Source organism: Pseudoclavibacter terrae (assembly GCF_008831075.1).
GTDB classification, from domain to species: Bacteria; Actinomycetota; Actinomycetes; order Actinomycetales; family Microbacteriaceae; genus Pseudoclavibacter; species Pseudoclavibacter terrae.
In genome coordinates, this window is sequence record NZ_WBJX01000002.1 from 448702 (window position 1) to 473292 (window position 24591).

Below are 24591 nucleotides of genomic sequence, written 5' to 3' on the forward strand. Positions count from 1 at the left end.
CTAGCTCTTCTCCTCGAAGATTGGAGTGGGGTCGATGTAGATGTCGCCCGCTTGCACCTGGATGCGGTACACGGGCACTGGTTCGTAGGCGGGGAGGGTGCGTGGCCACCCGGTTCTGAGCGAGAACTGGGAGCCATGCGCCCAGCATTCGATCGAGTCGTCCTCCACGAAGCCCTCGGCAAGCGAGATGTCTCCGTGCGAGCATCGGTCCCCGAGAGCGAAGAGCTCACCGGCCGAGTCCCGGACGACGCAGATGGCCTGCCCCTCGATCTCGAAGCGCTGCGGCGCCTCGACCTTCACGTCGTCTGCCGCGCAGAGACGCACCGAGGTCATCGCTCTGCGACGAGCAGAGGACTTGCGCCCTCGTTGAGCTCGCGTTCGAGCGCGTCCCGAAGGTGGGTTGCGATCTCCTCGTTGCCGATCTGCTGGACGATCTCGTTGAGGAAGCCGTGCACCACGAGGCGACGGCTCATGGCCTCGGAGATGCCACGGCTCATCAGGTAGAAGAGCTGCTCGTCATCGAAGCGACCGGTCGCAGATGCGTGCCCCGCGCCTTCGATGTCGCCGGTCTCGATCTCGAGGTTCGGGACCGAGTCGGCGCGCGTCCCCTCCGAGAGGACGAGGTTGCGGTTCTGCTCGTAGGAGTCGGTGCCTGGTGCGTTGCGGCGGATGAGCACGTCACCGATCCAGACGGCACGCGCGCCCTCACCCTGCAGCGCCCCCTTGTAGTTGACGCGACTGCGCGTGTGCGGCGCATTGTGGTCGACGAAGACCTGGTGCTCGAGGTGCTGGCCGGCGTCGGAGTAGTAGAGCCCGTAGAGCTCGCCATCCGCGCCCTGCGCGTTGAGCTGGAGCGTCGGGTTGAGCCGCACGATGCCACCGCCGAGCGAGACCACGATGTGCTTGATGAACGCGTCGCGCCCGACGGACAGGAAGTGCGTCGAGAGGTGCTGCGCGGAGTCCTCCCATTCCTGCATGGAGACGACCGTGACGTTCGCGCCGTCGCCCACGAGGATCTCGACGTTCTCGGCGACCGTCGCCTCGCCCGTGTGGCGGAGGATGATGAGGCCCCTGGCGTGCGGCTTGATGTCGATCACGACATGGGCGGCGAGTGCGGCGTCCCCGAAGCCCTTGCGGTCGAGGACGAACTGCTTGTCGTCTTCGCCCGAGACCTCGACGAGGAGCGCCTCGCCGAAGTTCGTCCAGGCGTTGGCGGAGGCGCGGTCCTCCGGCTTCCCTGCGGAACCGATGCGCGCGTCCGAGCGCGGGATCCAGCTCACCGAGACGCCCTCGGTCTCCGAGAACTCGAGTTCGGAGCGGTTTCCGGTGAGCGTGCCGTTGATGAGCGCGTCGAGCTTCGCGACGGGGGTGTACTTCCACTCGACCTCGCGGCCGCTGAGCGGCGCGAAGTCGGCGAAGTCGAAGGAGGTGAAGCGCTCCGACCTCGTCTGCACCGGTACCTCGGAGCCGGGCCCGTGGCTGTGCTTGTTGAGACCGAGCGGGTTGATCTGCTCGCTCGTCACCTGCGTCGTCATCTAGCCGACCGATCCTTCCATGCTCATCTCGATGAGCTTGTTGAGTTCCAGCGCGTACTCCATCGGCAGCTCGCGAGCGATGGGCTCGATGAATCCGCGAACGATCATGGCCATGGCCTCGGTCTCGGGGAGTCCGCGGCTCATGAGGTAGAAGAGCTGCTCTTCGGACACCTTCGTGACGGTCGCCTCGTGGCCGAGCTGCACATCGTCGACCCGGATGTCGATCGCGGGGTACGTGTCAGAGCGGGACTGCGTATCGACGAGCAGCGCGTCGCAGACGACGCTGTTCGAGGAGTGGTGAGCCTTGGCATCGATGCGGACCTCGCCTCGGTAGCCGGCTCGTCCCCCACCTCTCGCGATGGACTTCGACGTGATCGACGACTGCGTGTACGGAGCCATGTGGATCATCTTGGCGCCGGCGTCCTGGTGCTGGCCGGGACCCGCGAAGGCGACCGACATGGTCTCGCCCTTGGCGTGCTCGCCGACGAGGTAGATCGACGGGTACTTCATGGTGACCTTGGAGCCGATGTTGCCGTCGACCCACTCCATCGTCGCGCCCTCTTCGGCGATCGCGCGCTTCGTGACGAGGTTGTAGACGTTGTTCGACCAGTTCTGGATCGTCGTGTAGCGCACGCGTGCGTTCTTCTTCACGATGATCTCGACAACCGCGGAGTGCAGGGAGTCGGACTTGTAGATGGGAGCCGTGCAGCCCTCGATGTAGTGGACGTAGCTGCCCTCGTCCGCGATGATCAGCGTTCGCTCGAACTGACCCATGTTCTCCGTGTTGATGCGGAAGTAGGCCTGCAGCGGGATCTCGACGTGCACGCCCTTCGGCACGTAGACGAACGAGCCGCCCGACCAGACGGCCGTGTTCAGGGCGGCGAACTTGTTGTCACCCGAGGGGATGACGGTGCCGAAGTACTCCTCGAAGAACTCGGGGTGCTCACGGAGAGCCGTGTCGGTGTCCATGAAGATGACACCCTGCTTCTCGAGCTCCTCGTTGATCTGGTGGTAGACGACCTCGGACTCGTACTGGGCCGCAACGCCGGCGACCAGGCGCTGGCGCTCTGCATCGGGGATGCCGAGCTTCTCGTACGTGCTCTTGATGTCGTCGGGCAGGTCTTCCCACGTCTGGGCCTGCTTCTCCGTCGACCGGACGAAGTACTTGATGTTGTCGAAGTCGATACCGGAGAGGTCTGCACCCCAGTTCGGCATCGGCTTCCGCTCGAACATCTTGTAGCCCTTGAGACGCGTCTTGAGCATCCACTCCGGCTCGTCTTTCAGGCGCGAGATGTCGGCGACGACGGCATCGCTGATGCCTCGCTTCGCGGACGATCCCGCAACGTCGGAGTCTGCCCAGCCGAACTCGTAGCGGCCGAGGCCCTCGAGTTCTGGGCGATCGATCAGGACATCTGACATGTCTGCCTCGTCTCTCTCATCTCTGAAGTCGTTGTGCACGTGCTGCCGCGTGTCCGGCTTCTCGCCGGCGTTCGTCTCGCACGTGGGTCTTCGGCCGGTGGGCCCGCGGTCGCTCGGGAGACGGCGTGCGTCTACCTCTCGTAGAATGGAACCCGCGAAGGGCCTCCATTGTTCCCTGCGCCGCGATTCGGGCACACGTCCCGAGCGAAGACAACACCTTCTATCCTACGCCAGACAAGCCAGGCGTCTGAAAGGAACTCGTGACCGCGCAAGTCGCTCCCGTCCGTCCCCCACGAGCGGACGCCCTCCGTGCGCGAGTGATGCCAACCGGCATCACGCGCTACACGCGGTTCCTGGCGTGGGCGAGCCTGATCGCGAACATCGCCATCGTCGGCACGGGTGGGCTCGTCCGACTCACAGGTTCCGGTCTCGGCTGCCCCACCTGGCCGTACTGCACGGACGAATCGCTCATCAACACGCCCGAGATGGGCATCCACGGCGTCATCGAGTTCGGGAACCGTCTGCTGACGTTCATCCTGTGCGTCATCGCCCTCCTGCTGTTCCTGGCGGTTCTCAGAGTGCGCCCGCGCGGGATGCGTCTCGCCGTTCCAGCCTTCTCGATCGGCGTGCTGATCATCGTCCAGGCGATCGTCGGCGGCATCACCGTGCTCACCGGCCTCAACCCGGACATCGTCGGACTCCACTTCCTCATCTCCGGCCTCATCGTCGCGATCGCCGCCGTCCTGCTCTTCCGTGTTCGACGCGGCGAGCCGGTGCCAGAGTCCGGAACGCGACTCGACGTCAGCCGGGCGGGTCTCGTGCTGACGCTCGCCGTCGTCGTCAACGTGTGGGTGTGGGTGACGGTGTTCGTCGGTGCACTCACCACAGGGTCCGGCCCGCACGCGGGAGACTCGGCGGCTTCGAGGAACGGGCTCGACCCGGTCGTCATGCAGCACGTCCACTCCTGGCCCGCGTACATCCTGCTGGCGTGCTCTCTCGCATTCGCCGTTCTGGCCGCGGTACGGAGGTTCCCGGCGACGCGCAGGGTCTCGCTCGGCCTGCTCGCGCTCATCGTCGCCCAGGCGGCGGTCGGCATCTGGCAGGCACGCACCGGCCTCCCGATCACTCTCGTGATCGTGCACATGGTGCTCGCGGTCACGACCATCGCCGTCGCGACGACCGCGGTGGCGACCATCCGCCGCGAGGGACGCCCGCAACGCGCCTGACCTCGCGCCGGCTCCGAGCCGACCGCAGAAGCCCCGGCGAGACCGTGTCTCGCCGGGGCTTCTCATTCGTTCGCGGGTCCGCCCTGGGCCGCAGCTCGGTGAGAACCGGGAGCAGAGAAATCGGCCCGGGCGGGAGGCTTGCTCCGCCGGGCCGATCACAGGGGCGGCTAGCGCCGTGCTAGGAGATCAGCGGGTCGATGCCGACGGCCACGAAGACCAGCGTGAGATAGGTGATGGAGAGGTGGAAGACCTTCATCGGCTTTCCACCCTTGCCCGTGATGGTGCGGTAGTACAGCACGTGCGCCTCGTAGAGGAACCATGCGCCCGAGAGCGCCGCGACCGACGTGTACAGCCAGCCCATGCCCGCGACCGGGACGAGCAGGAGCGAGCAGATGACGGTGGCCCAGGCGTAGAGCACGGTCTGCAGCGAGACCGACAGCTCCCCCTCGGTGACCGACAGCATCGGGACGCTCGCCTTCGCGTAGTCGTCGCGGTACTTGACCGAGAGCGGCCAGTAGTGGGCGGGGGTCCAGAGGAAGATGATGGCGAACAGCACGAACGGCGCCCAGTCGAGCGAGTTCGTGACGCCTGCCCAGCCGATGAGGACGGGCATGCAGCCCGCGACGCCGCCCCAGATGATGTTCTGCTCGGTGCGGCGCTTGAGCACGATCGTGTAGAAGACCACGTACAGCAGGATGGCGCCGACGGAGAGCGCCGCGGTCAGCGGGTTGGCGACGAGCCACAGCACGACCGTCGACAGGATGCCGAGGGCGAACGCGAAGACGAGCGCCTCGCGATCCGTCAGCTCCCCCGTCACGAGCGGGCGCTTCGCCGTGCGCTTCATCAGGCGGTCGATGTCGCGGTCGATGTAGCAGTTGAAGGCGTTCGCGCTGCCTGCTGACATCGCTCCGCCGAGCACGACGCCGAGGACGAGCCAGAGGTTCGGCACGCCGCCTTCTGCGAGGAACATCGTCGGCACCGTCGTGATGAGGAGGAGCTCGATGATGCGGGGCTTCGTCAGCGCCACGTAGGCCTTCGCCTTCCGCCCCAAAGACGCTCGCTGCGGGGGTGCGACAGCCACTAGTTCATCGACAGACAAAGCCACCAAGTCCTCTTCGCTCGAAATCTCCTGGCAATTCTATCCGGTCTCGCCGAGAACGGCTCCCAATCTCCGGGCGCGCCAGCACGTCACAGCCGCCACCGCCGACCGTGACGCCCGTCGCACGGAGAAACATGATCGAGAACTGGACGGCGTTCCCCCCGCGCGGACCCGACGTGGCGATAGGCTGTGAGGCGGCCCTTTCCCAACGACGACGGGACGCAGTGTGACGAATTTTGAGTGGTCTGAGCTCGATCGACGTGCAGTCGACACAGCAAGGATCTTGGCGGCGGATGCAGTTGAGAAGGCGAAGGGTGGGCACCCTGGCACGGCGATGAGCCTCGCCCCCCTCGCGACGCTGCTCTACCAGCACGTGATGCGGGTCGACCCGAAGGACCCGCACTGGATCGGTCGCGACCGCTTCATCCTCTCGGCGGGACACTCCTCGCTGACCCAGTACTGCCAGCTCTACCTGGGCGGCTTCGGTCTCGAGCTCGACGACCTCAAGCAGCTGCGCCAGCTCGGCTCGAAGACGCCGGGACACCCCGAGTTCGGACACACCGATCACGTCGAGATGACGACGGGTCCACTCGGCCAGGGGCTCGCCTCCGCAGTGGGCTTCGCCTACGCGCAGCGCTTCGAACGCGGACTCTTCGACCCTGAGGCCGCCCCCGGGGAGAGCCCGTTCGACCACCGTGTCTACGTCATCGCCAGCGACGGCGACCTGCAGGAGGGCGTGACGAGCGAGGCCTCCTCGCTTGCGGGCCACCAGGAGCTCGGCAACCTCATCGTCTTCTACGACGCCAACCAGATCTCCATCGAGGACGACACCGACATCGCCTTCACGGAAGACGTCGCCAAGCGCTACGAGGCCTACGGCTGGCATGTCCAGACGGTCGACTGGACGGCTGGCGAGCAATACCACGAAGACCTCGCCGCACTGCACGACGCGACGCTCGAGGCCCAGGCCGAGACCGGACGCCCGTCGATCATCGTCCTCAAGACCATCATCGGCTGGCCGAGCCCGACCAAGCAGAACACGGGCGGCATCCACGGCTCGGCACTCGGCGAGACCGAGCTCGAGGCGGTCAAGAGCCTCGTCGGATTCGACCCGAAGCAGAGCTTCGAGGTCGCCGACGACGTGCTCGCCTACACGCGAGGACTCGCCGACCGGGTCGCCCCCGTGCGCGCCGAGTGGCAGCAGAGCTTCGACGCCTGGAAGAGCGCGAACCCCGAGCGTGCCGAGCTGCTCGAACGACTCGAGGCAGACGAGCTGCCCGAGGGCATCGCCGACGCACTGCCGGACTTCGCGGGCGTGGCCAAGGTCTCCACCCGCAAGGCGTCGGGTGAGGCCATCAACGCGCTCGCCGCCCAGCTCCCCGAGCTCTGGGGCGGATCCGCCGACCTCGCCGGCTCCAACAACACGACCATCAACGGCGCTGCGTCCTTCATCCCCTCGCAGTTCTCGACGTCGAGCTGGACCGGCAACCCCTACGGGCGGGTGCTGCACTTCGGCATCCGCGAGCACGCCATGGGCGCGATCCTCAACGGCATCACGCTGCACGGCAAGACTCGCGCGTTCGGCGGCACGTTCCTCATGTTCAGCGACTACATGCGTCCCTCGGTTCGCCTCGCCGCGCTCATGAACATCCCGTCGATCTTCGTCTGGACGCACGACTCCATCGCCCTCGGCGGCGACGGCCCGACGCACCAGCCGGTTGAGTCCCTCACGGCGCTCCGCGCGATCCCGAACCTCGCAGTCGTCCGCCCGGCAGACGGACCGGAGACCGCGGCGGCCTGGCTCGAGGTCGTGAGCCGCCGAGGCGGTCCGACCGGCCTCATCCTCTCGCGGCAGGATCTCCCCGTCATCGCACGCGGATCCGGAGACGCCAACGAGCAGGAATTCGGCTCAGCCGCCGGAACGAAGCGTGGCGCCTACGTCCTCGCGGAAGCCTCCGGTGGCACGCCAGAGGTCATCGTGCTCGCCACCGGGTCCGAGGTCCAGTACGCCCTCGAGGCACGCGAGACGCTCCAGGAGCAGGGACACCCAACGCGCGTCGTGTCCGTCCCGAGCTTCGAGTGGTTCGCCGAGCAGGACGCGGCCTACCGGGAGCACGTCCTCCCGGCTGCCGTCGAAGCTCGCGTGAGCATCGAAGCAGGGCTCGCACTGCCATGGCTCCAGTTCGTGGGACCGAAGGGCCGCAGCATCTCGATCGAGACGTTCGGCGCATCCGCAGACCAGCCAGAGCTCTACAAGGCGTACGGCATCACGGCAGAGGCCGTCGTCGACGCGGCGCTCGAGTCGCTCGCCCAGTAGCGCTCCCGGGCGTGCCCCAGCTCTTCCTCACCAGCTACGCGAAGGAACACCACCAATGACTTCAACACCCACAGCAGCACTCGCCGAAGCCGGCGTCAGCATCTGGCTCGACGACCTCTCGCGCTCAAGCCTCGAGTCGGGCGCGCTCGAGCGCCTCATCGCCGAGCGCGGCATCGTCGGCGTCACGACGAACCCGACGATCTTCGCCGGCGCCCTCAGCAAGGGCAACGCGTACGACGCGCAGGTCGCCACGCTGCAGGCCAGCGGCGCGAGCATCGACGAGGCGATCTTCGAGATCACCACCGACGACGTCCGCTCCGCGTGCGACCTCTTCCTGCCGATCTACGAGGCCACCGACGGACTCGACGGGCGCGTCTCGATCGAGGTCTCCCCCGAGCTCGCCCGCGACACCGCAGCGACGATCGAGGAGGCCAAGCGCCTCTGGGCCACCGTCGACCGCAAGAACGCCATGATCAAGATCCCGGCGACCGTCGAAGGCCTTCCCGCCATCACGGAGGCCATCGCTTCCGGCATCAGCGTCAACGTCACGCTGATCTTCAGCCTCAGCCGCTACCGCGAGGTCGTGAACGCGTACCTGTCCGGACTCGAGCAGGCCAGGGAACGTGGGCACGACCTGTCGACGATCCGTTCCGTCGCTTCCTTCTTCGTCTCGCGCGTCGACGCCGAGATCGACAAGCGACTCGTGGCCGCGGGCAGCGACGAGGCGACCGCACTCAAGAGCCGTGCAGCTCTCGCGAACGCCCGCCTCGCCTACGCGGCCTTCGAAGAGGAGTTCTCGAGCGAGCGCGCGAAGCTGCTGCTCGCCGAAGGCGCGCACGTGCAGCGCCCGCTCTGGGCCTCGACAGGCGTCAAGGACCCAGCACTGCCCGACACGCTCTACGTGACCGAGCTCGTCGCGCCCAACACGGTCAACACGATGCCGGAGAAGACGCTCGAAGCCGTCGCCGATCACGGGGTCATCACCGGCAACACCATCGCGGGAACCGCCCACGCCGCCAACACGACGCTGGACGAACTCGAGGCGCTCGGCGTGAGCTACGTCGAGGTCACGGAGCAGCTGGAGACCGAAGGCGTCGACAAGTTCATCGTCTCCTGGCAGGAGCTCAAGGAAACCGTCGACTCGCAGCTCAAGGCTGCCGCGGCGAAGGCCTAGGGGAATCGCCATGAGCATCAAGGTCAGCGCCGCAGGTGCCGCGAACGCAGCGGCAGCCGCGAAGGTCGGCGAGCTCGTCGCCGAGCGATTCGCCTCGCGCCTCTTCGCGCAGGACGCCACGCTCTGGGGTCCGGAGGCCGAAGCCGAATCGGCAATCCGACTCGGCTGGACGCGCGCGCACGAGATCTCGCGTGAACTCGTCGACGGCATCGTCGCGCTCCGGGACGAGTTCGCGTCGGCCGGCATCACGCGATTCGTGCTCTGCGGGATGGGCGGATCATCCCTGGCCCCCGAGGTCATCACGCGCACCGCGGGCGTCGAGCTCGTCGTGCTCGACTCCACCGACCCCGCACAGGTTCGTGCGGCAGTCGAAGAGGACCTCGAGCGCACGGCGATCGTCGTGTCGTCCAAGTCCGGTTCCACGGTCGAGACCGACTCGCAGCGCCGAGCATTCGTGAGCGCGTTCGAAGCGGCCGGCATCGACCCGGCCAGCCGAGTCGTCATCGTCACCGATCCCGGCTCCCCCATGGAGGAAGCCTCTCGGGCTGCTGGCTACCGCGTGTTCCTGGCCGACCCGCACGTCGGAGGGCGCTTCTCTGCGCTGACCGCGTTCGGGCTCGTGCCATCCGGACTGGCCGGCGTCGATATCGCCGGCCTCCTCGATGACGCCGGCGTGGCCGCGACGGCCGTGGCCATCGACGACGAGAGCAACCCTGCCCTCGTCCTCGGCGCCGCGATCGCCGCCAAGCGATTCCTTGGCATCGTCGACGACGGCACATCCATCGTCGGCTTCGGCGACTGGGTCGAGCAGCTCATCGCCGAGTCGACCGGAAAAGACGACCTCGGCATCCTGCCCGTCGTCCTCACCCCCGGTGCTCCGGAGATCGACGCGCGCCCGGCTGACCTGCAGCTCGTCCGCGTGGCAGCTGACGCCGAGGCGACCCCGGCAGGGGGCGACGACATCACCGTCTCCGGTTCGCTCGGGGGCCAGTTCGTGCTCTGGGAGACCGCCGTCGCTGTCGCGGGCGCCGTCATCGGCATCAACCCGTACGACCAGCCCGACGTCGAGTCGGCAAAGGTCGCCGCACGCGGACTCCTGGAGGCGACGCCGGAGCCAACGCCGGCCGCCTTCGTCTCGGAGGGCGTCGAGGTGCGCGGCAGCGAGACCGTCGTCGCCGGCCAGAGCACGCTCGGAGGCGCCATCGACGCCCTCGTGGCGCTCATCCCAGCGGACGGCTACCTCTCGGTGCAGGCCTACGTCGACCGGAACCGCTTCAGTGCACTCGAAGCTCTTCGTGACGAGCTCGCGAAGCGCTCAGGACGACCCGTCACCTTCGGGTGGGGGCCGCGCTTCCTGCACTCCACCGGGCAGTTCCACAAGGGCGGCCCGAAGGTCGGCGCATTCCTGCAGATCACATCCGGCGAGAAGAACGACCTCGAGATCCCTGAGCGTCCCTTCACCTTCGGCACGCTCATCTCGGCGCAGGCTGCCGGTGATGCCTCCGTGCTCGAGTCGCACGGGCAGCCGGTGCTGCGCATCGACCTCGGCGAATCCGGCAGCGGACTCGACGCACTCCTCGGCGCCATCTCGCGCTGACCGACCAGCGAGGCGGGGATGCGAGCACCATCGCATCCCCGCGCTCGTGTCTGCAGGACACACACGGGAGCACGCAACCCCGTGCCTAGAAAACAAGGAGGCGACGCTGTGACGCCAGTCGACATCAGCGCGGACAACAACCCCCTCAGGTCCATCGACGATGGGCGCCTGCGCCGCATTGCGGGACCGTCAAGCCTCGTCATCTTCGGAGTCACGGGAGACCTCTCCAGGAAGAAGCTGCTCCCGGCGGTCTACGACCTCGCCAACCGCGGTCTGCTCTCCCCGTCGTTCGGTCTCGTCGGGTTCGCTCGCCGTCCGTGGTCCGACGACGAGTTCCGGGCGTTCGTGAAGGAGAACGTCGAACAGCACGCGAGGACGCCCTTCAACGAGGACGTCTGGACGCAGCTCGCCAAGGGCATCCGCTTCGTCTCCGGCGAGTTCGACAACGACGCCTCGTTCGACTCCCTCAAGGTCGTCCTCGACGAGCTCGACAACGAACAGGGCACGCGGGGCAATCACGCCTTTTACCTCTCGATCCCGCCGCGTTCCTTCCCCGAGGTGACAACTCAGCTGCGCCGATCCGGGCTCGCCGAGGAACGTCAGGATTCGTGGCGGCGCGTCATCATCGAGAAGCCGTTCGGCCATGACCTGGCCTCGGCGCGAGAGCTGAACAGCATCGTCGAGTCGGTCTTCGCGAGCGACGCGATCTTCCGCATCGACCACTACCTCGGCAAGGAGACGGTGCAGAACATCCTCGCGCTGCGCTTCGCGAACTCCATGTTCGAGCCGCTGTGGAACGCCAACACGGTCGACCACGTCCAGATCACGATGGCCGAGGACATCGGCGTATCCGGCCGCGCCGGCTACTACGACGGCGTCGGCGCCGCACGCGACGTCATCCAGAACCACCTCCTGCAGCTGCTCGCCCTCACTGCCATGGAGGAACCCCTCTCGTTCAACGCGAAGGACCTCCGCCAGGAGAAGGAGAAGGCCCTCGCGGCCGTTCGCCTCCCCCACGACCTGTCGCTCGCGTCGGCTCGCGGCCAGTACGGCTCAGGCTGGCAGGGCGGCGAATTCGTGCGTGGCTTCCTCGAAGAGGACGGCATGAACCCCAAGTCCACCACCGAGACCTACGCGGCGCTCCGAGTCGAGCTCGACTCCCGCCGCTGGGCCGGCGTGCCGTTCTACCTGCGCACAGGCAAACGGCTCGGTCGTCGCGTGACCGAGATCGCCGTCACGTTCAAGCAGGGCCCCCTGTACCTCTTCGACGAAGCCCAGCGCACCTCGCTCGGTCCGAACGCGCTGGTCATCCGGGTCCAACCCGATGAGGGCGTCACGATCCGCTTCGGCTCGAAGATCCCCGGCTCCGGCATGCACGTGCGGGACGTGACCATGGACTTCGGCTACGGGCACGCATTCACCGAGTCGAGCCCAGAGGCCTACGAGCGCCTCATCCTCGACGTGCTGCTCGGCGACCCTCCCCTGTTCCCCCGCCACGAGGAGGTCGAGCTCTCCTGGAAGATCCTCGATCCCGTCGAGGAGTACTGGGCCACGCAGGGACAACCCGAACTCTACAAACCCGGCAGCTGGGGCCCGGCCTCGGCCACGGCCCTGCTCGCCCGCGATGGCCGCACCTGGAGGCGCCCGTGATCATCGAACTCGGCAACACGACGACCTCGGCCGTCTCGAAGCGACTCGTCTCCATGCGAGAGGAGGGCGGAGCAGTCGCGCTCGGGCGCGTGCTCACGCTCGTCATCTCGACGGGTGAGCGGCGAGGCGAGGCTGCGATCGCAGCCGCGAACTCGGCATCCGGTGAGCATCCGATGCGCGTCATCGTGATCCACGTCGTCGATCGTGACGCGAAGGTCTCGAACATGGACGCGGAGATCAGGGTCGGCGGTGACGCCGGAGCGAGCGAGGTCATCGTCCTCCACGTCTCCGGGCCCGCCTCTGACGACCCTGAGACCCTGGTCCAGGCCCTCCTCCTGCCCGATGCTCCCGTGGTGGCCTGGTGGCCCGACTCGGCCCTCGGCGCACCGAGCGCGTCGTCGCTCGGCCGCATCGCACAGCTCCGCATCGTCGACTCCGGGAGCTCGCCGAACGGTGAGGAAACCGTGGCGAAGCTCGCGGCGGGGTTCTGTGACGGCGACAGCGACCTCGCATGGACGAGACTGACCAGCTGGCGCGCGCAGATCGCGGCCGTCCTGGATCAGCCCCCGTACGAGCCCATCCAGGAGGTGGAGGTCCTCGGCCGCCCCTCGCAGACCTCGACGCTCCTCATGGCGGCGTGGTTGCAGCTCGCACTGCAGGTTCCCGTTCACGTCGCGCAGGCGACGGACCGGGAACTCGGACGCGCGCAGCTGCGCGCGATCAAGCTCACCCGTCCGAGCGGCGTCGTCACGTTCGAGCGTGTGAGCGACTCGGCGGTCGTGCTGACACAGCCAGGCCAGCCGGAGCAGAAGATCCCGATGCCGGTTCGAGACCTCCCCGACGTGCTTGCCGAAGAGCTGCGCTCCCTTGGACCCGACCGGGTGTTCGGAGAGGTGCTTGCTGCCGCCGCCGCAGCGGAGGCACGTGCTCACGTGGCTGAGGAGACCGGCGAGGGAAGCGAATGACGCAGGCGTCACGGGTCCGCCACGTCGAGCCGTCCGTCGCAGCGGTTGCAGACGACGCTGCACGCCGGTTCGTCGAGCTCGTCGCCTCGACCACGGCAGAGCTGCATGTCGCGGTGAGCGGTGGATCCGTCGCGACGAAAGTGCTCCCCGCCTTCGTCGTCGAGATGGCGCGCGCCGGGCTCGACTGGACACGCGTGCATGTGTGGTTCGCCGATGAGCGCTTCGTCCCGACGGGTCACGACGACCGTAATGTCGTCGCCGTCGCAGATGCGCTGAAAGGCGCGGCCGGCTTCGAGCAGGCGCGGCTGCACGCGACGCTCGCGAGCGACAGCGGTGAGACGCTCGATGATGCTGCCGTCGCCTACGAGGCTGAGCTGCGCGCGCTCGTTCCTCCAGCCGATGGAGTACCGGGAGGTATCCCGTCCCTGGATCTCGTGCTCCTCGGCGCGGGAGGCGACGGTCACACCGCCTCCCTGTTCCCAGGCACGCCAGGGCTCGAAACCGCGGCTGCGCTCGTCGAGAGCATCCGCGACTCGCCGAAGCCCCCACCTGAGCGGGTGACGCTCACATTGCCCGCCATTCGCGAGGCGGCTCGCGTCTGGGCGGTCGTCACGGGTGCCGAGAAGGCGGCGGCGGTGCGATTGGCCTCCACAGAGGGCGTCACGGCTGAGGAATCGCCCCTCGGCGCTGCGACCGGCCGCCTCGAAACGCTCCTGCTGCTCGATGCAGGCGCTGCAGAAGCCCTCGGCTGACGCCAGCTCGAACGAGACGACGATGGCTCCGGCCGAGAGGAACACTCTCGGCCGGAGCCATGTTGCACCGTGCTTGCCCCACCGGCCCCACCGGCCTCTCCGGGCCGCGGGCGCGTCAGCTCTTGGTGGTCGTCTTCCCGCGACGCTCGCGCAGCTTCGAGAGCGCCTCGTCGAGGAGTCGTTCCGCTTCCTCGTTCGTCCGTCGTTCCTTGACGTACGCGAGGTGCGTCTTGTACGGCGCGACCTTCGTCGCCGCGGGCGGGTTGTCCCTGTCGCGGCCAGCCGGAAGGCCGGAGATCGGGCAGTCGATGAGCTCGGGGATGTCGTCCTCTGCGATCTCCGCAGAGTAGTGCCTCACGGTCTCATTGCCGAGCGCATCCCAGTAGGAGATCGACACGCGCGCAGCGTGCACTCCGTGGTCCATCTCCCCCATGGGTCCGGCACCGACACGCGACCCTCGGATCGCTGAGCCCCCCTGTGCCACCTAGCTCACCACGACCGTCTGGATACGGGTGATGATCCCCATGGCGACGATGGCGAGCAGCCAGATGACCGCAAGGGTGACCGTGATGCGGTTCAGGTTCTTCTCGGCGACACCGGAGGCGCCGAGGTTCGACCCCATGCCCCCTCCGAACATGTCGGAGAGTCCGCCGCCTCGTCCGCGGTGCAACAGGATGAACAGGATCAGCAGGACGCTGGTGATGGCCAACACGACCTGCAGGATGACGAGGAGAATATCCACGGAATCCCTCTCAGATGAACGGACTCGGACGTGGCCTGAGTGAACAGGCCACGTCCGAGTATAGATGGTTGCGGTTTACGACTAGGAACCGACGTGCTGACGGAACCGCGCGATGGCGCTGAACTCGTCGACCTTCAGGCTCGCGCCGCCGATGAGTGCACCGTCGACGTCGGGCTCGCGCATGAAGCCCGCGATGTTGTCCGACTTCACGGAACCGCCGTAGAGGATGCGCGTCGCCGCGGCCACCGATTCGCCCAGAAGCTCCTCGAGTGCATCGCGGAGCGCCTTGGCGACGGTCTGCGCCTGCTCGGGGGTCGCGGCCTGTCCTGAGCCGATAGCCCAGACCGGCTCGTAGGCGACAACGAGGTCCGGGGTGCCTTCGACGCCCTCGAGCGCAGCCTTCAGCTGAGCGACGGGGACGGCGCTTGCGCCGAACTTCTCGAGGTCTTCCGACGTCTCGCCGACGCAGATGACTGGCACAAGGCCGTGCTTGAGCGCGGCCTTCACCTTGCTGCCCACGACCTCATCGGTCTCCGCGTGCAGCGTGCGCCGCTCGGAGTGACCGAGGATGACGTACCTGCAGGCGAGAGCGCTCAGGAATGCGCCGGAGATCTCACCCGTGTACGCGCCCGAGTCGTGGGCGGAGACGTCCTGGGCGCCGTAGCTCAGCGAGAGCTTGTCGGCGTCCACGAGCGTCTGCACGCTCCGCAGATCGGTGTAGGGAGGGAAGATCGCCACCTCGACGTCGTCGAAGTCGTGCTTCGCGTCCTTGAGCGCCCACGCGAGCTTCTGCGTGAACGCGATGGCCTGGAGGTGGTCCAGGTTCATCTTCCAGTTGCCCGCCATGAGCGGGGTGCGAGTCGTTACCATCCGAGAACCTGCAATCCGGGCAGCTGCTTGCCTTCGAGGAACTCGAGGCTGGCACCGCCACCAGTAGAGATGTGGCCAAATCTGTCATCCGCGAAGCCGAGCGTGCGCACGGCTGCTGCGGAGTCGCCGCCACCGACAACCGAGAGGCCGTCGACGTCGGTCAGCGCGTCTGCGACGGAACGCGTCCCCTCCGCGAACGCGGCGAACTCGAACACGCCCATGGGCCCGTTCCAGAACACGGTCTTCGAGTCGCGGATGACCGAGGCGAACGCCTTGGCCGTCTCGGGCCCGATGTCGAGTCCGATTCCTGACGCTCCGAACCTGCTGTCCTCGATGCCGTCAGCGGGAACGACCTCGTGCTCGGCGTGAGCCGAGAACGACGCGGCGACGACGACATCGCTCGGCAGCACGATGGAGACTCCACGCTGCTCTGCATCCGCCAGGTACCCGCGAACGGTGTCCAGCTGGTCCGACTCCAAGAGCGAGGAGCCGACCTTGTGGCCCTGGGCCGCGAGGAACGTGAACAGCATCCCCCCGCCGATGAGGATCGAGTCGACCCTCGGCAGGAGATGCTCGATGACTCCGAGCTTGTCGGACACCTTCGAACCACCGAGCACAACCGAATACGGCCGTTCGACGGCCGACGTCAGACGCTCGAGCACCTCGAGCTCGTTCGCCACGAGAAGTCCCGCAGCGCTCGGCACGAGCTGGGGCAGGTCGTACACCGAAGCCTGCTTGCGGTGCACGACTCCGAAGCCGTCCGAGACGAATGCGTCCGCGAAGCTCGCGAGCTGCTCGGCGAAGGCTCGACGCTCGGCGTCGTCCTTGCTCGTCTCACCCGGGTTGAAGCGAAGGTTCTCGAGGACGACCAGCTGGCCGTCTTCGAGACCGCCGACGAGGCGCTGTGCGTCCTCACCCACCGTGTCAGCCGCAAGAGGGGCATCGATCTCGAGGAGCTCACCCAGCCGGGAGGCGGCCGGAGCAAGCGAGTACTGCGGTTCAGGTGCCCCCTTGGGCCGACCAAGGTGCGAGATCACGATGACCTGCGCACCCTGGTCGAGGAGGAGGCGGAGCGTGCCGAGGGAGGCGCGAATCCGACCATCGTCGGTGATCACGCCCTCCTTCAGCGGCACGTTCAGGTCGCAGCGGACGATGACCTTCTTTCCCGTGAGGGAGCCAAGGCTCTCGATTGTGCGAAGCGCCATGTTGGCGATCCTTCCTCTGTTGCCGAAGTGGTTAGAGCTTGCTCGCGACGTACTCGGTGAGGTCGACGAGGCGAACCGTGTAGCCCCACTCGTTGTCGTACCAGGACGACAGCTTCACCTGGTTGCCGATGACCTTGGTCAGCGGCGCGTCGAAGATCGAGGAGTGGTTCTCTCCGACGATGTCGCGCGAGACGATGTCCTCCTCGTTGTACATGAGGAGGCCCTTGAACTCGCCCTCGGCGGCTTCCTTGTACGCGGCGTTGACTTCCTCGACGGTCACAGGCGTCTTGGAGACGACGGTGAGGTCGGTGATCGAGCCGGTCTCGGTGGGCACGCGGAGTGCGAAGCCGTCGAGTTTGCCCGCGAGCTCAGGGATGACGAGGCCGATGGCCTTCGCAGCACCTGTGGACGTCGGGATGATGCTCAGCGCGGCCGCACGTGCACGACGGAGGTCCTTGTGGGGGCCGTCCTGCAGGTTCTGGTCGGACGTGTAGGCGTGGACCGTGGTCATGAGACCCGACTCGATGCCGAACTTGTCGTTGAAGACCTTCACGAGCGGCGCGAGGCAGTTCGTCGTGCACGACGCGTTCGAGATGACGTCGTCATTCTCGGGGTCGTACTCGGTGTGGTTCACGCCGAAGACGAACGTCGGGGCCGGTCCGGAAGCGGGAGCCGAGAGGATGACCTTCTTGGCGCCAGCAGCGATGTGCGCGCGAGCCTTGTCGGGGTCGGTGAAGTGCCCCGTGCTCTCGATGACGATCTCGACGCCGAGCTCTGCCCAGGGCAGGTTGGCGGGGTCGCGCTCGGCCGTGGCCGTGATCTTCTTGCCGTCGACGTAGATGGCGTCGTCGTCGAACGAGATGTCGTTCTTGAGCTTGCCACCCGTGGAGTCGTACTTGAGGAGGTGTGCAAGGGTCTTGTTGTCGGTGAGGTCGTTGATTGCAACGAGCTCGAGGGTGTTGTCATCCTGCAGCAGTGCGCGTGCGTAGCTGCGTCCGATGCGTCCGAAACCGTTGATGGCGATTTTCGTCACGTGATGCTCCTTTTTCCTGTTGTTTCTCCGATTTGACAGGACTGTGTGGCCACAAGCGGCCGGGTGCACCATCGCACCGAAATCGTGGGAACGGTCTGCTGGACAGGCCCGTTCAACATCGTCAGCCTAGTCCCATGGGCGGGCGCGGAGGTGACCAAACGGGCAGAGCGGTTCGGCGCGGTGATCAGAGCTCGTCGAGCACGGGCAGGTTGGACTCCGTGCCGGGGATGCCCCGGTCCGATGCCTGCTTGTCCGCCAATGCGAGGAGGCGACGGATGCGGCCGGCGACGGCGTCCTTCGTCATGGGCGGATCCGCGTAGCGCCCCAGCTCGTCCAGGGACGCCTCACGATGCGCGAGACGCAGCTGCCCCGCGTACTTGAGGTGGTCCGGAGCTCCCTCGCCGAGGATCTCGAGCGCCCGCTCGACGCGCGTGCAGGCCGTCACCGCAGCCTGAGCGGAGCGCCGCAGGTTCGCGTCGTCGAAGTTCACGAGCCGGTTGGCGGTCGCCCGCGTCTCGCGGCGCTGCCGGAGGCTCTCCCAGCTCTCGACGGTCGCGTGGGCTCCGATGACGGTCAGCATCGCGCTGATCGCATCACCGTCGCGGATGACGACGCGGTGCACGCCACGGACCTCGCGGGCCTTGGACGAGACGCCGAGCCGTCCGGCGGCGCCGACGAGCGCCATCGCGGTCTCGGAGTTCGGGGTGATGATGTCGAGGGACGCCGACCTGCCCGGATCGGTCAGGGATCCGGCCGCGAGGAACGCGCCGCGCCAGACGGCAGTCAGGTCGTCCTGGCTGCCGGTGGTGAGCCGGTTCGGGAGCCCGCGCACGGTGCGTCGTCGCGCATCCATGAGTCCCGTCTGCCTGGCGAGCGTCTCACCGTTCTCGAGGACTCGAAGCAGGTAGCTCTCTCCCGGCCTGGCACCGGAGCCGGCGACGATGGAGATCTTCGCTCGCACGCCGTACAGCTCGAGGAGCTCTCGGCCGAGCCGTCGGGCGAGCATCTCGGAGTCGAGCTGCGCTTCGACAGCGATTCGCCCCGAGATGAGCTGCAGGCCACCCGCGAACCTCAGGAGCGACGCGACCTCGGCAGCACGAGCTTGGGTTGTGGCTGCGCGCGTGCGCAGAAGCTCGTGCTTGACATCGGCGGTGAGCGTCACCGGGGTACCTCCATGGATCAGAGTGAGTGGGCGCGACGAAGCGTCGTCGCGAATGCGAGATGGAACGAGAGTCACTCGCGACCGAGATCGCGGTGCCGCACGCTGATGATCGTGTCATCACGTTCGCGCAGCAGGCTCGCGATGCGCTCGGTCATGGCGACCGAGCGGTGCTTGCCACCGGTGCATCCGACGGCGAGCGTCACGTGCCGCTTGTTCTCACGTTCGTAACCCCGCAGCACGGGGTCAAGCATCTCAATGTAGTGGGTCAGGAACTCGTCTGCACCTTCTTGGTCGAAGACGTAGTCGGAGACACGCTTGTCCCGGCCGTTGAAGGCGCGGAGTTCCGGCTCCCAGAAGGGGTTCGGCAGGAAGCGCATGTCGACGACGAGATCGGCGTCCGTGGGGATGCCGTACTTGAACCCGAAGCTCTGCACCGTTACGGCGACCTTGTTCTGGTCGGCTTCGCCGAAGCGCTTGACGATGCGGGTCACCAGCTGGTGACCGTTGAGCTCCGAGGTGTCGATGACGATGTCGCTCGCCTCGCGGATCTCCTGAAGGCGGCTGCGTTCGCGTGCGATGCCGTCGAGAATCGTTCCGTTGCCCTGCAGGGGATGCGGGCGCCGGACCGCCTCGAACCGGCGCACGAGCGTTCCGTCGGTCGCATCGAGGAAGAGCACGTCGACCTCGTGCGTCTCCCTGAGCCCTCCGACGAGCGCGGTGAACTCCTCGAGGAGGTGGCCGCCGCGTACGTCGACAGAGACGGCGAGCTTCGGGAGCGAGTCTCGCGCCTTGCCTGCGACCTCGATGAGGGGCCTGATCATCTGCGGGGGCAGATTGTCGACCACGAACCAGTCGAGGTCCTCGAACGCCTTGCACGCCGTTGACCGCCCTGCACCGGACATGCCGGTGACGATCATGATGTGCTGGCGTCCTTCGCCGTCGATCTCCGCCGAACTCATGCGCAGGTCACCTCCCGTGGACTAAAACACCAGCCTACATAGCCGAAGCGGACGTCTCTCACGCTTCCGCTGATTGCTCTCGCGCGAATCGCTCGGTAATCGCGGTCGCGGTGGCCTCTCCGACTCCCTGCACGCTCGTGAGCTCGTCGACGGTGGCCGCTCGAAGTCTTTTGACCGAGCCGAACTTCTTGAGGAGGGCGGCGACGCGCGTCGGCCCGAGACCCGGGATGTCCGCGAGGACCGTGCCGATGTCGGCCTTGCGCTTCGTGCGCTGATGGCGGATCGCGAAGCGGTGCGCCTCGTCTCGGAGACGCTGCACCAGGAAGAGCGCTTCGGACCCTCGAGGGAGGATGACCGGGAAGTCGTCGTCGGGCAGCCAGAGCTCCTCGAGCCGCTTGGCGATGCCGACGACGGCGATGCCGCGCACCCCGGATTCCTCGAGCGCACGTTGCGCCGCGTTGACCTGCGGCACTCCGCCGTCGATGAGCAGCAGCTGCGGTCGGTAGGCGAACTTGGCCCGCGTGGACTCCTGCGTCGACGCCTTGATGGGATCCGCGGAGAGTGCCGTGTCTTCGACGATGTCAGCCGGCGTCGCGTCGTCGCGCAGGTAGGCGAGGCGCCGGGCGAGCACCTGCCGGATGGAGTCCGTGTCGTCCGTCGACGAGGCGATGTTGAAGCGCCGGTAGTGCGACTTCCTCGCCAGGCCGTCCTCGAAGACGACCATGGATCCGACGATGCCGGTGCCCTGCAGATGCGAGATGTCGTAGCACTCGATGCGCAGCGGCGCCTCCGCCAGGCCCAGCGCGTTCTGCAGCTCGGTGAGCGCATCCGATCGTGCGACGTAGTCGCTGCTGCGTTTGAGCTTGTACTGCGCGAGCGATCCCATGGCGTTGATCGTGGCGGTCTTGAGGAGCTCCGATTTCGGGCCCCGTTGGGCCGTTCGCAGGTTCACCTTGGCCTGCCTGGTCGCCTCGAGCCATTCGGTCAGCGCCTCGGAGTCGTCGGGGAGCGCCGGCACGATGATCTCACCTGGCGGGAAGAGCCCGTCCTTGCCGTAGACGCGCTGCATGGTCTGGTCGATGATCGTCCCGAGGTCGGTGTCGAGCTCCTTGTCGAGCACCCAGTTGCGAACACCGCGTATGCGCCCGCCGCGAACCGTGAACTGCTGCACGGATGCGCTCAGCTCGTCCTCCGCGATGCCGAAGAGGTCGAGGTCGACGTTGTCCGGCAGGACGACCGCGCTCTTCTCCAGGACGTTCTCGAGCGCTCCGATGCGGTCGCGCAGCCTGGCTGCGTCCTCGAAGCGCATCTCGCTGGCGGCGAGCTTCATCTCCTCCTGCAGCGTCGTCAGCAGGCTGCGGTCGTAGCTCTCCATGAACCGCACGAACTCGTTCACGATCACGCGGTGCTCCGCGATCGTCACGCGTCCGCTGCATGGCCCTCCGCACCGGCCGATCTGGCCCGGGAAGCACGGGCGCCCGCTCTGCATGGCGCGCTTGTAGTTCGAGTCGTTGCAGGTTCGGATCGGGAACGCCTTGACCATGAGGTCGATGGTCTCGTTGACCGCCCAGACCTTGGGGTACGGACCGAAGTACCTGGCGCCGCGGATCTTCGGGTTGCGGGTGACGAGGACGCGCGGCGCCTCGTCGCCGAGCGTGACCGCCATGAACGGGTAGCTCTTGTCGTCCTTGAACTTGACGTTGAAGGGCGGCGAGAACTCCTGGATCCAGGTGTACTCGAGCTGCAGGGCCTCGGTCTCGGTGCGCACGACGGTCCACTCGACTCGAGTGGCTGTCGTCACCATGTGCCGCGTGCGTTCGTGCAACCGCTCGAGCGGCGCGAAGTAGTTGCTCAGGCGCGCGCGGAGGTTCTTGGCCTTCCCGACGTAGAGCACGCGGTCGTTGTCCCCGAGGAACCTGTAGACCCCGGGGGCCGTGGGGATGTCGCCCGTCGCGGGACGGTATGGCAGGACGTTCGCCATCAGCGGCCAGCTGCCTCCCGGTCGAAGATCTCCTTGAGGTACTGGCCCGTGTGGCTCTCCGCGATGCCGGCGACCTTCTCGGGAGTGCCGACGCCGACGACGGTGCCGCCACCTGAGCCACCCTCGGGGCCCATGTCGATGAGCCAGTCCGCGGACTTGATGACGTCGAGGTTGTGCTCGATCACGATGACGGTGTTGCCCTTGTCGACGAGTCCGCCCAGCACCTTCAGGAGCTTGCGGACGTCCTCGAAGTGGAGGCCGGTGGTGGGCTCGTCGAGCACGTAGACGCTCCGTCCGTTGGAGCGGCGCTGGAGCTCGGTTGCGAGCTTGACGCGCTGCGCCTCGCCGCCGGAGAGCGTCGTGGCCGACTGCCCGAGGCGCACGTACCCAAGACCGACGTCGACGAGCGTGGAGAGGTAGCGGTGGATGGCAGTGATGGGCTCGAAGAAGTCCGCGGCCTCGGCAATCGGCATCTGCAGGACCTCGGCGATGTTCTTGCCCTTGTAGTGCACGCTCAGGGTCTCGCGGTTGTAGCGCGATCCTCCGCACACCTCGCAGAGGACGTAGACGTCCGGGAGGAAGTTCATCTCGATCTTCAGCGTCCCGTCTCCGGAGCACGCCTCGCAGCGGCCGCCCTTGACGTTGAAGCTGAAGCGACCAGGCAGGTAGCCGCGCGCCTTCGCTTCGCTCGTCTCGGCGAAGAGCGTGCGGATGCGGTCGAAGACGCCCGTGTACGTGGCCGGGTTCGAGCGGGGAGTCCGGCCGATGGGGTTCTGGTCGACGTGGATGACCTTGTCGAGCTGGTCGACACCGGTGATGCGCGTGTGCTTGCCGGCGACGGCGCGTGCTCCGTTGAGCTTGCTCGCGAGCACGCGGTACAGGATGTCGTTCACGAGCGACGACTTCCCGGACCCGCTGACACCCGTGACCGCGGTGAGGATGCCGAGGGGGAAGCTCACCTGCACGTTCTTCAGGTTGTTGGCCCTGGCGCCGACGACGGTGAGCTCTCGCTTCTTGTCGTACTTCCGACGCTTCTTGGGCGTCTCGATGCCCATGCGCCCCGAGAGGTAGTCGCCCGTGATCGACCTGGTGTTCTTCTCGAGGTCGGCGACGGAGCCGCTGTGCACGACCTCTCCCCCGTGCTCGCCGGCTCCTGGCCCGATATCCACGATCCAGTCAGAGGTGCGGATGGTGTCCTCGTCGTGCTCGACGACGATGAGCGTGTTCCCGAGGTCGCGCAGCTTGATGAGGGTCTCGATGAGCCGTCGGTTGTCGCGCTGGTGGAGCCCGATGGACGGCTCGTCGAGGACGTAGAGCACGCCCGTCAGGCCGGACCCGATCTGCGTCGCGAGGCGGATGCGCTGCGCCTCGCCGCCGGAGAGGGTGCCGGCGGCACGAGCGAGGTCGAGGTAGCTGAGCCCGACCTCGATGAGGAAGTCGAGGCGGGCGCGGATCTCTCGGAGGACCTGGGCGGCGATCTTCGCCTCACGGTCGGTGAGCTCGACCGTGTTCATGAAGTCGAGGCAGTCGGCGAGGCTCAGCGTCGTCGCGTCGGCGATCGAACGGCCGTGGACCTTGACGGCGAGCACCTCGGGGCGCAGGCGCGCCCCGTTGCAGGCCGAGCAGGGGATCTCGCGCAGGTACTGGGCCCAGCGCGCGCGCGTCGCGTCGGTCTCCGCCTCGGCGTACTGGCGCTCGATGTACGGCATGACGCCCTCGAAGCCGGAGCTGTAGGTCATCTGCCGGCCGAACCGGTTGCGGTACTTGACCTTGACCTCGTACTCGCGCCCCTCGAGGATGGCCTCGCGGACCTCCTCCGGGAGCTTCTTCCACGGAGTCGTGAGCTTGAACTGGATCTGCTCGGAGAGCCCGAGGAGGAGTCGCTCGTAGTACTGGTAGAGGCTCTTGCCCTGAGAGCTCCACGGCAGGATGACGCCGTCCGCGATCGAGTCGAGCGGGTCGCCGACGAGCAGCTCGCGGTCGACGGACATGCGCGTGCCGAGGCCGTCGCAGGTCTGGCAGGCGCCGAACGGAGCGTTGAAGGAGAAGGTCCTCGGCTCGATCTCGGTGAGCGCGATGGGGTGGTTGTTGGGGCAGGAGAGCTGCTCGGAGAACGTGGTCCACGCGTCGTCACCCTCCGCGTCCACGAAGTTGATCTGCACGAGGCCGTCCGCAAGGCGGAGCGCCGTCTCGAGCGAGTCGGTCAGGCGGCCGAGCACGTCGTCGGCGGCGACGAGGCGGTCGACGATGACCGAGATGTCGTGCTTGAACGACTTCTTCAGCTTGGGCGGGTCGGTGAGCTGCACTCGCTCGCCGTCCACCATCGCCCTCGCGTAGCCCTGACCGGAGAGCGACTGGAAGAGGTCGACGAACTCGCCCTTCTTCTGCTGCACGACGGGCGCGAGCACCTGGTACCTGGTGCCCTCCTCGAGTTCCATGAGGTGGTCGGCGATCTGCTGCACGGTCTGCCGCTGGATGACCTCCCCGCAGACGGGGCAGTGCGGCACGCCGATGCGCGCCCACAGCAGGCGGAGGTAGTCGTAGATCTCCGTGATCGTGCCGACCGTCGATCGCGGGTTCCGGTTCGTCGACTTCTGGTCGATGGAGACCGCAGGGCTCAGGCCCTCGATGAAGTCGACGTCGGGTCGGTCGACCTGGCCGAGGAACTGCCGCGCGTAGGCGGAGAGCGACTCGACGTAGCGTCGCTGGCCCTCCGCGAAGATGGTGTCGAAGGCGAGCGACGACTTCCCCGACCCGGAGAGGCCCGTGAAGACGACCAGGCTGTCGCGTGGGATCTCGAGGTCGACGTTCTTGAGGTTGTGGACGCGGGCGCCTTGGACGCGCAGCTGCGAGGAGGGAGGAAGGACGGCCATAGCTCTTTCAGGTTCTCTATTCGTGTGGATGC

20 protein-coding genes are annotated in these 24591 nt (G+C 67.1%); 7 read left to right on the forward strand and 13 right to left on the reverse strand.

All coding sequences use genetic code 11. The features are described 5' to 3' along the window. From F8O03_RS08350 to sufB, 3 genes are read right to left on the reverse strand one after another with little or no spacing between them, the layout of a single operon-like run. Positions 1-333, reverse strand: a complete 333-nt coding sequence (locus F8O03_RS08350; protein ID WP_151423449.1) for a non-heme iron oxygenase ferredoxin subunit — start codon at positions 331-333, stop codon at positions 1-3. Then, entirely contained in the window at positions 330-1535 is a 1206-nt protein-coding gene (gene sufD, locus F8O03_RS08355) for a Fe-S cluster assembly protein SufD (RefSeq protein ID WP_151423450.1), read from the reverse strand. The genes F8O03_RS08350 and sufD overlap by 4 nt, the downstream gene beginning before the upstream one ends. Beyond that, complete coding sequence (gene sufB, locus F8O03_RS08360) at positions 1536-2954, reverse strand: Fe-S cluster assembly protein SufB (RefSeq protein WP_104252980.1); 1419 nt, start codon at positions 2952-2954, stop codon at positions 1536-1538. It abuts the gene before it with no gap. Between the two features lie 260 nt (positions 2955-3214). On the opposite strand from sufB, the gene F8O03_RS08365 reads away from it, so the two are divergent. Next, positions 3215-4180: a COX15/CtaA family protein gene (locus tag F8O03_RS08365; RefSeq protein ID WP_244296080.1), complete on the forward strand. Its 966-nt coding sequence runs from the start codon at positions 3215-3217 to the stop codon at positions 4178-4180. Between the two features lie 178 nt (positions 4181-4358). On the opposite strand, the gene F8O03_RS08370 is transcribed toward F8O03_RS08365, so the two are convergent. Further along, complete coding sequence (locus tag F8O03_RS08370; protein ID WP_244296082.1) at positions 4359-5261, reverse strand: heme o synthase; 903 nt, start codon at positions 5259-5261, stop codon at positions 4359-4361. Positions 5262-5505: 244 nt separating this feature from the next. On the opposite strand from F8O03_RS08370, the gene tkt reads away from it, so the two are divergent. The 6 genes from tkt to pgl all read left to right on the forward strand — a co-directional run bounded on the left by tkt (position 5506) and on the right by pgl (position 13734). After that, positions 5506-7596 (forward strand): transketolase, encoded by a 2091-nt coding sequence (gene tkt, locus F8O03_RS08375; RefSeq protein WP_151423451.1) that lies wholly within the window; start codon positions 5506-5508, stop codon positions 7594-7596. Between the two features lie 55 nt (positions 7597-7651). Then, entirely contained in the window at positions 7652-8770 is a 1119-nt protein-coding gene (gene tal / locus F8O03_RS08380) for a transaldolase (RefSeq protein WP_151423452.1), read from the forward strand. Positions 8771-8780: 10 nt separating this feature from the next. Then, on the forward strand, positions 8781-10367 hold the full coding sequence (locus tag F8O03_RS08385; RefSeq protein WP_151423453.1) for a glucose-6-phosphate isomerase: 1587 nt from the start codon (positions 8781-8783) through the stop codon (positions 10365-10367). A 108-nt stretch (positions 10368-10475) separates the two neighbouring features. Next, entirely contained in the window at positions 10476-12017 is a 1542-nt protein-coding gene (zwf, locus tag F8O03_RS08390) for a glucose-6-phosphate dehydrogenase (RefSeq protein ID WP_104311910.1), read from the forward strand. Next, positions 12014-12982 carry a glucose-6-phosphate dehydrogenase assembly protein OpcA gene (locus F8O03_RS08395; protein ID WP_151423454.1) on the forward strand — a complete coding sequence of 323 codons (969 nt, stop codon included), beginning with the start codon at positions 12014-12016 and terminating at the stop codon, positions 12980-12982. Before zwf ends, F8O03_RS08395 begins: the two co-directional genes overlap by 4 nt. Further along, positions 12979-13734: a 6-phosphogluconolactonase gene (pgl, locus tag F8O03_RS08400; RefSeq protein ID WP_151423455.1), complete on the forward strand. Its 756-nt coding sequence runs from the start codon at positions 12979-12981 to the stop codon at positions 13732-13734. Before F8O03_RS08395 ends, pgl begins: the two co-directional genes overlap by 4 nt. A gap of 115 nt (positions 13735-13849) precedes the next feature. On the opposite strand, the gene F8O03_RS08405 is transcribed toward pgl, so the two are convergent. The 9 genes from F8O03_RS08405 to uvrA all read right to left on the reverse strand — a co-directional run bounded on the left by F8O03_RS08405 (position 13850) and on the right by uvrA (position 24559). Beyond that, positions 13850-14218, reverse strand: a complete 369-nt coding sequence (locus F8O03_RS08405; RefSeq protein WP_104252908.1) for an RNA polymerase-binding protein RbpA — start codon at positions 14216-14218, stop codon at positions 13850-13852. After that, complete coding sequence (secG, locus tag F8O03_RS08410; RefSeq protein ID WP_104241218.1) at positions 14219-14476, reverse strand: preprotein translocase subunit SecG; 258 nt, start codon at positions 14474-14476, stop codon at positions 14219-14221. It abuts the gene before it with no gap. An 81-nt stretch (positions 14477-14557) separates the two neighbouring features. Continuing rightward, entirely contained in the window at positions 14558-15346 is a 789-nt protein-coding gene (gene tpiA / locus F8O03_RS08415; protein WP_151423456.1) for a triose-phosphate isomerase, read from the reverse strand. After that, the gene (locus F8O03_RS08420) at positions 15340-16551 is read right to left on the reverse strand and encodes a phosphoglycerate kinase (protein ID WP_151423457.1); all 1212 of its coding nucleotides are present in this window, start codon (positions 16549-16551) and stop codon (positions 15340-15342) included. Before F8O03_RS08420 ends, tpiA begins: the two co-directional genes overlap by 7 nt. A 31-nt stretch (positions 16552-16582) precedes the next feature. After that, on the reverse strand, positions 16583-17584 hold the full coding sequence (gene gap / locus F8O03_RS08425; protein WP_244296085.1) for a type I glyceraldehyde-3-phosphate dehydrogenase: 1002 nt from the start codon (positions 17582-17584) through the stop codon (positions 16583-16585). Positions 17585-17768: 184 nt separating this feature from the next. Continuing rightward, positions 17769-18746 (reverse strand): DNA-binding protein WhiA, encoded by a 978-nt coding sequence (whiA, locus tag F8O03_RS08430; RefSeq protein WP_068481866.1) that lies wholly within the window; start codon positions 18744-18746, stop codon positions 17769-17771. 71 nt (positions 18747-18817) lie between these two features. Beyond that, positions 18818-19705, reverse strand: coding sequence for an RNase adapter RapZ (gene rapZ, locus F8O03_RS08435; RefSeq protein ID WP_068481863.1), 888 nt, complete (start codon positions 19703-19705; stop codon positions 18818-18820). Positions 19706-19763: 58 nt separating this feature from the next. Beyond that, on the reverse strand, positions 19764-21686 hold the full coding sequence (uvrC, locus tag F8O03_RS08440) for an excinuclease ABC subunit UvrC (RefSeq protein ID WP_151423458.1): 1923 nt from the start codon (positions 21684-21686) through the stop codon (positions 19764-19766). Beyond that, positions 21686-24559 (reverse strand): excinuclease ABC subunit UvrA, encoded by a 2874-nt coding sequence (uvrA, locus tag F8O03_RS08445; protein ID WP_151423459.1) that lies wholly within the window; start codon positions 24557-24559, stop codon positions 21686-21688. Before uvrA ends, uvrC begins: the two co-directional genes overlap by 1 nt. Between the last annotated feature and the right edge of the window lie 32 nt (positions 24560-24591).

Bases quoted from the DNA above. Each gene is read 5' to 3' on its own strand.
- sufB (WP_104252980.1), bottom strand. From the start codon at position 2,954: ATGTCAGATGTCCTGATCGATCGCCCAGAACTCGAGGGCCTCGGCCGC.
- F8O03_RS08350 (WP_151423449.1), bottom strand. From the start codon at position 333: ATGACCTCGGTGCGTCTCTGCGCGGCAGACGACGTGAAGGTCGAGGCG.
- tpiA (WP_151423456.1), bottom strand. From the start codon at position 15,346: ATGGTAACGACTCGCACCCCGCTCATGGCGGGCAACTGGAAGATGAAC.
- F8O03_RS08385 (WP_151423453.1), top strand. From the start codon at position 8,781: ATGAGCATCAAGGTCAGCGCCGCAGGTGCCGCGAACGCAGCGGCAGCC.
- sufD (WP_151423450.1), bottom strand. From the start codon at position 1,535: ATGACGACGCAGGTGACGAGCGAGCAGATCAACCCGCTCGGTCTCAAC.
- F8O03_RS08420 (WP_151423457.1), bottom strand. From the start codon at position 16,551: ATGGCGCTTCGCACAATCGAGAGCCTTGGCTCCCTCACGGGAAAGAAG.
- rapZ (WP_068481863.1), bottom strand. From the start codon at position 19,705: ATGAGTTCGGCGGAGATCGACGGCGAAGGACGCCAGCACATCATGATC.
- uvrC (WP_151423458.1), bottom strand. From the start codon at position 21,686: ATGGCGAACGTCCTGCCATACCGTCCCGCGACGGGCGACATCCCCACG.
- tal (WP_151423452.1), top strand. From the start codon at position 7,652: ATGACTTCAACACCCACAGCAGCACTCGCCGAAGCCGGCGTCAGCATC.
- pgl (WP_151423455.1), top strand. From the start codon at position 12,979: ATGACGCAGGCGTCACGGGTCCGCCACGTCGAGCCGTCCGTCGCAGCG.
- uvrA (WP_151423459.1), bottom strand. From the start codon at position 24,559: ATGGCCGTCCTTCCTCCCTCCTCGCAGCTGCGCGTCCAAGGCGCCCGC.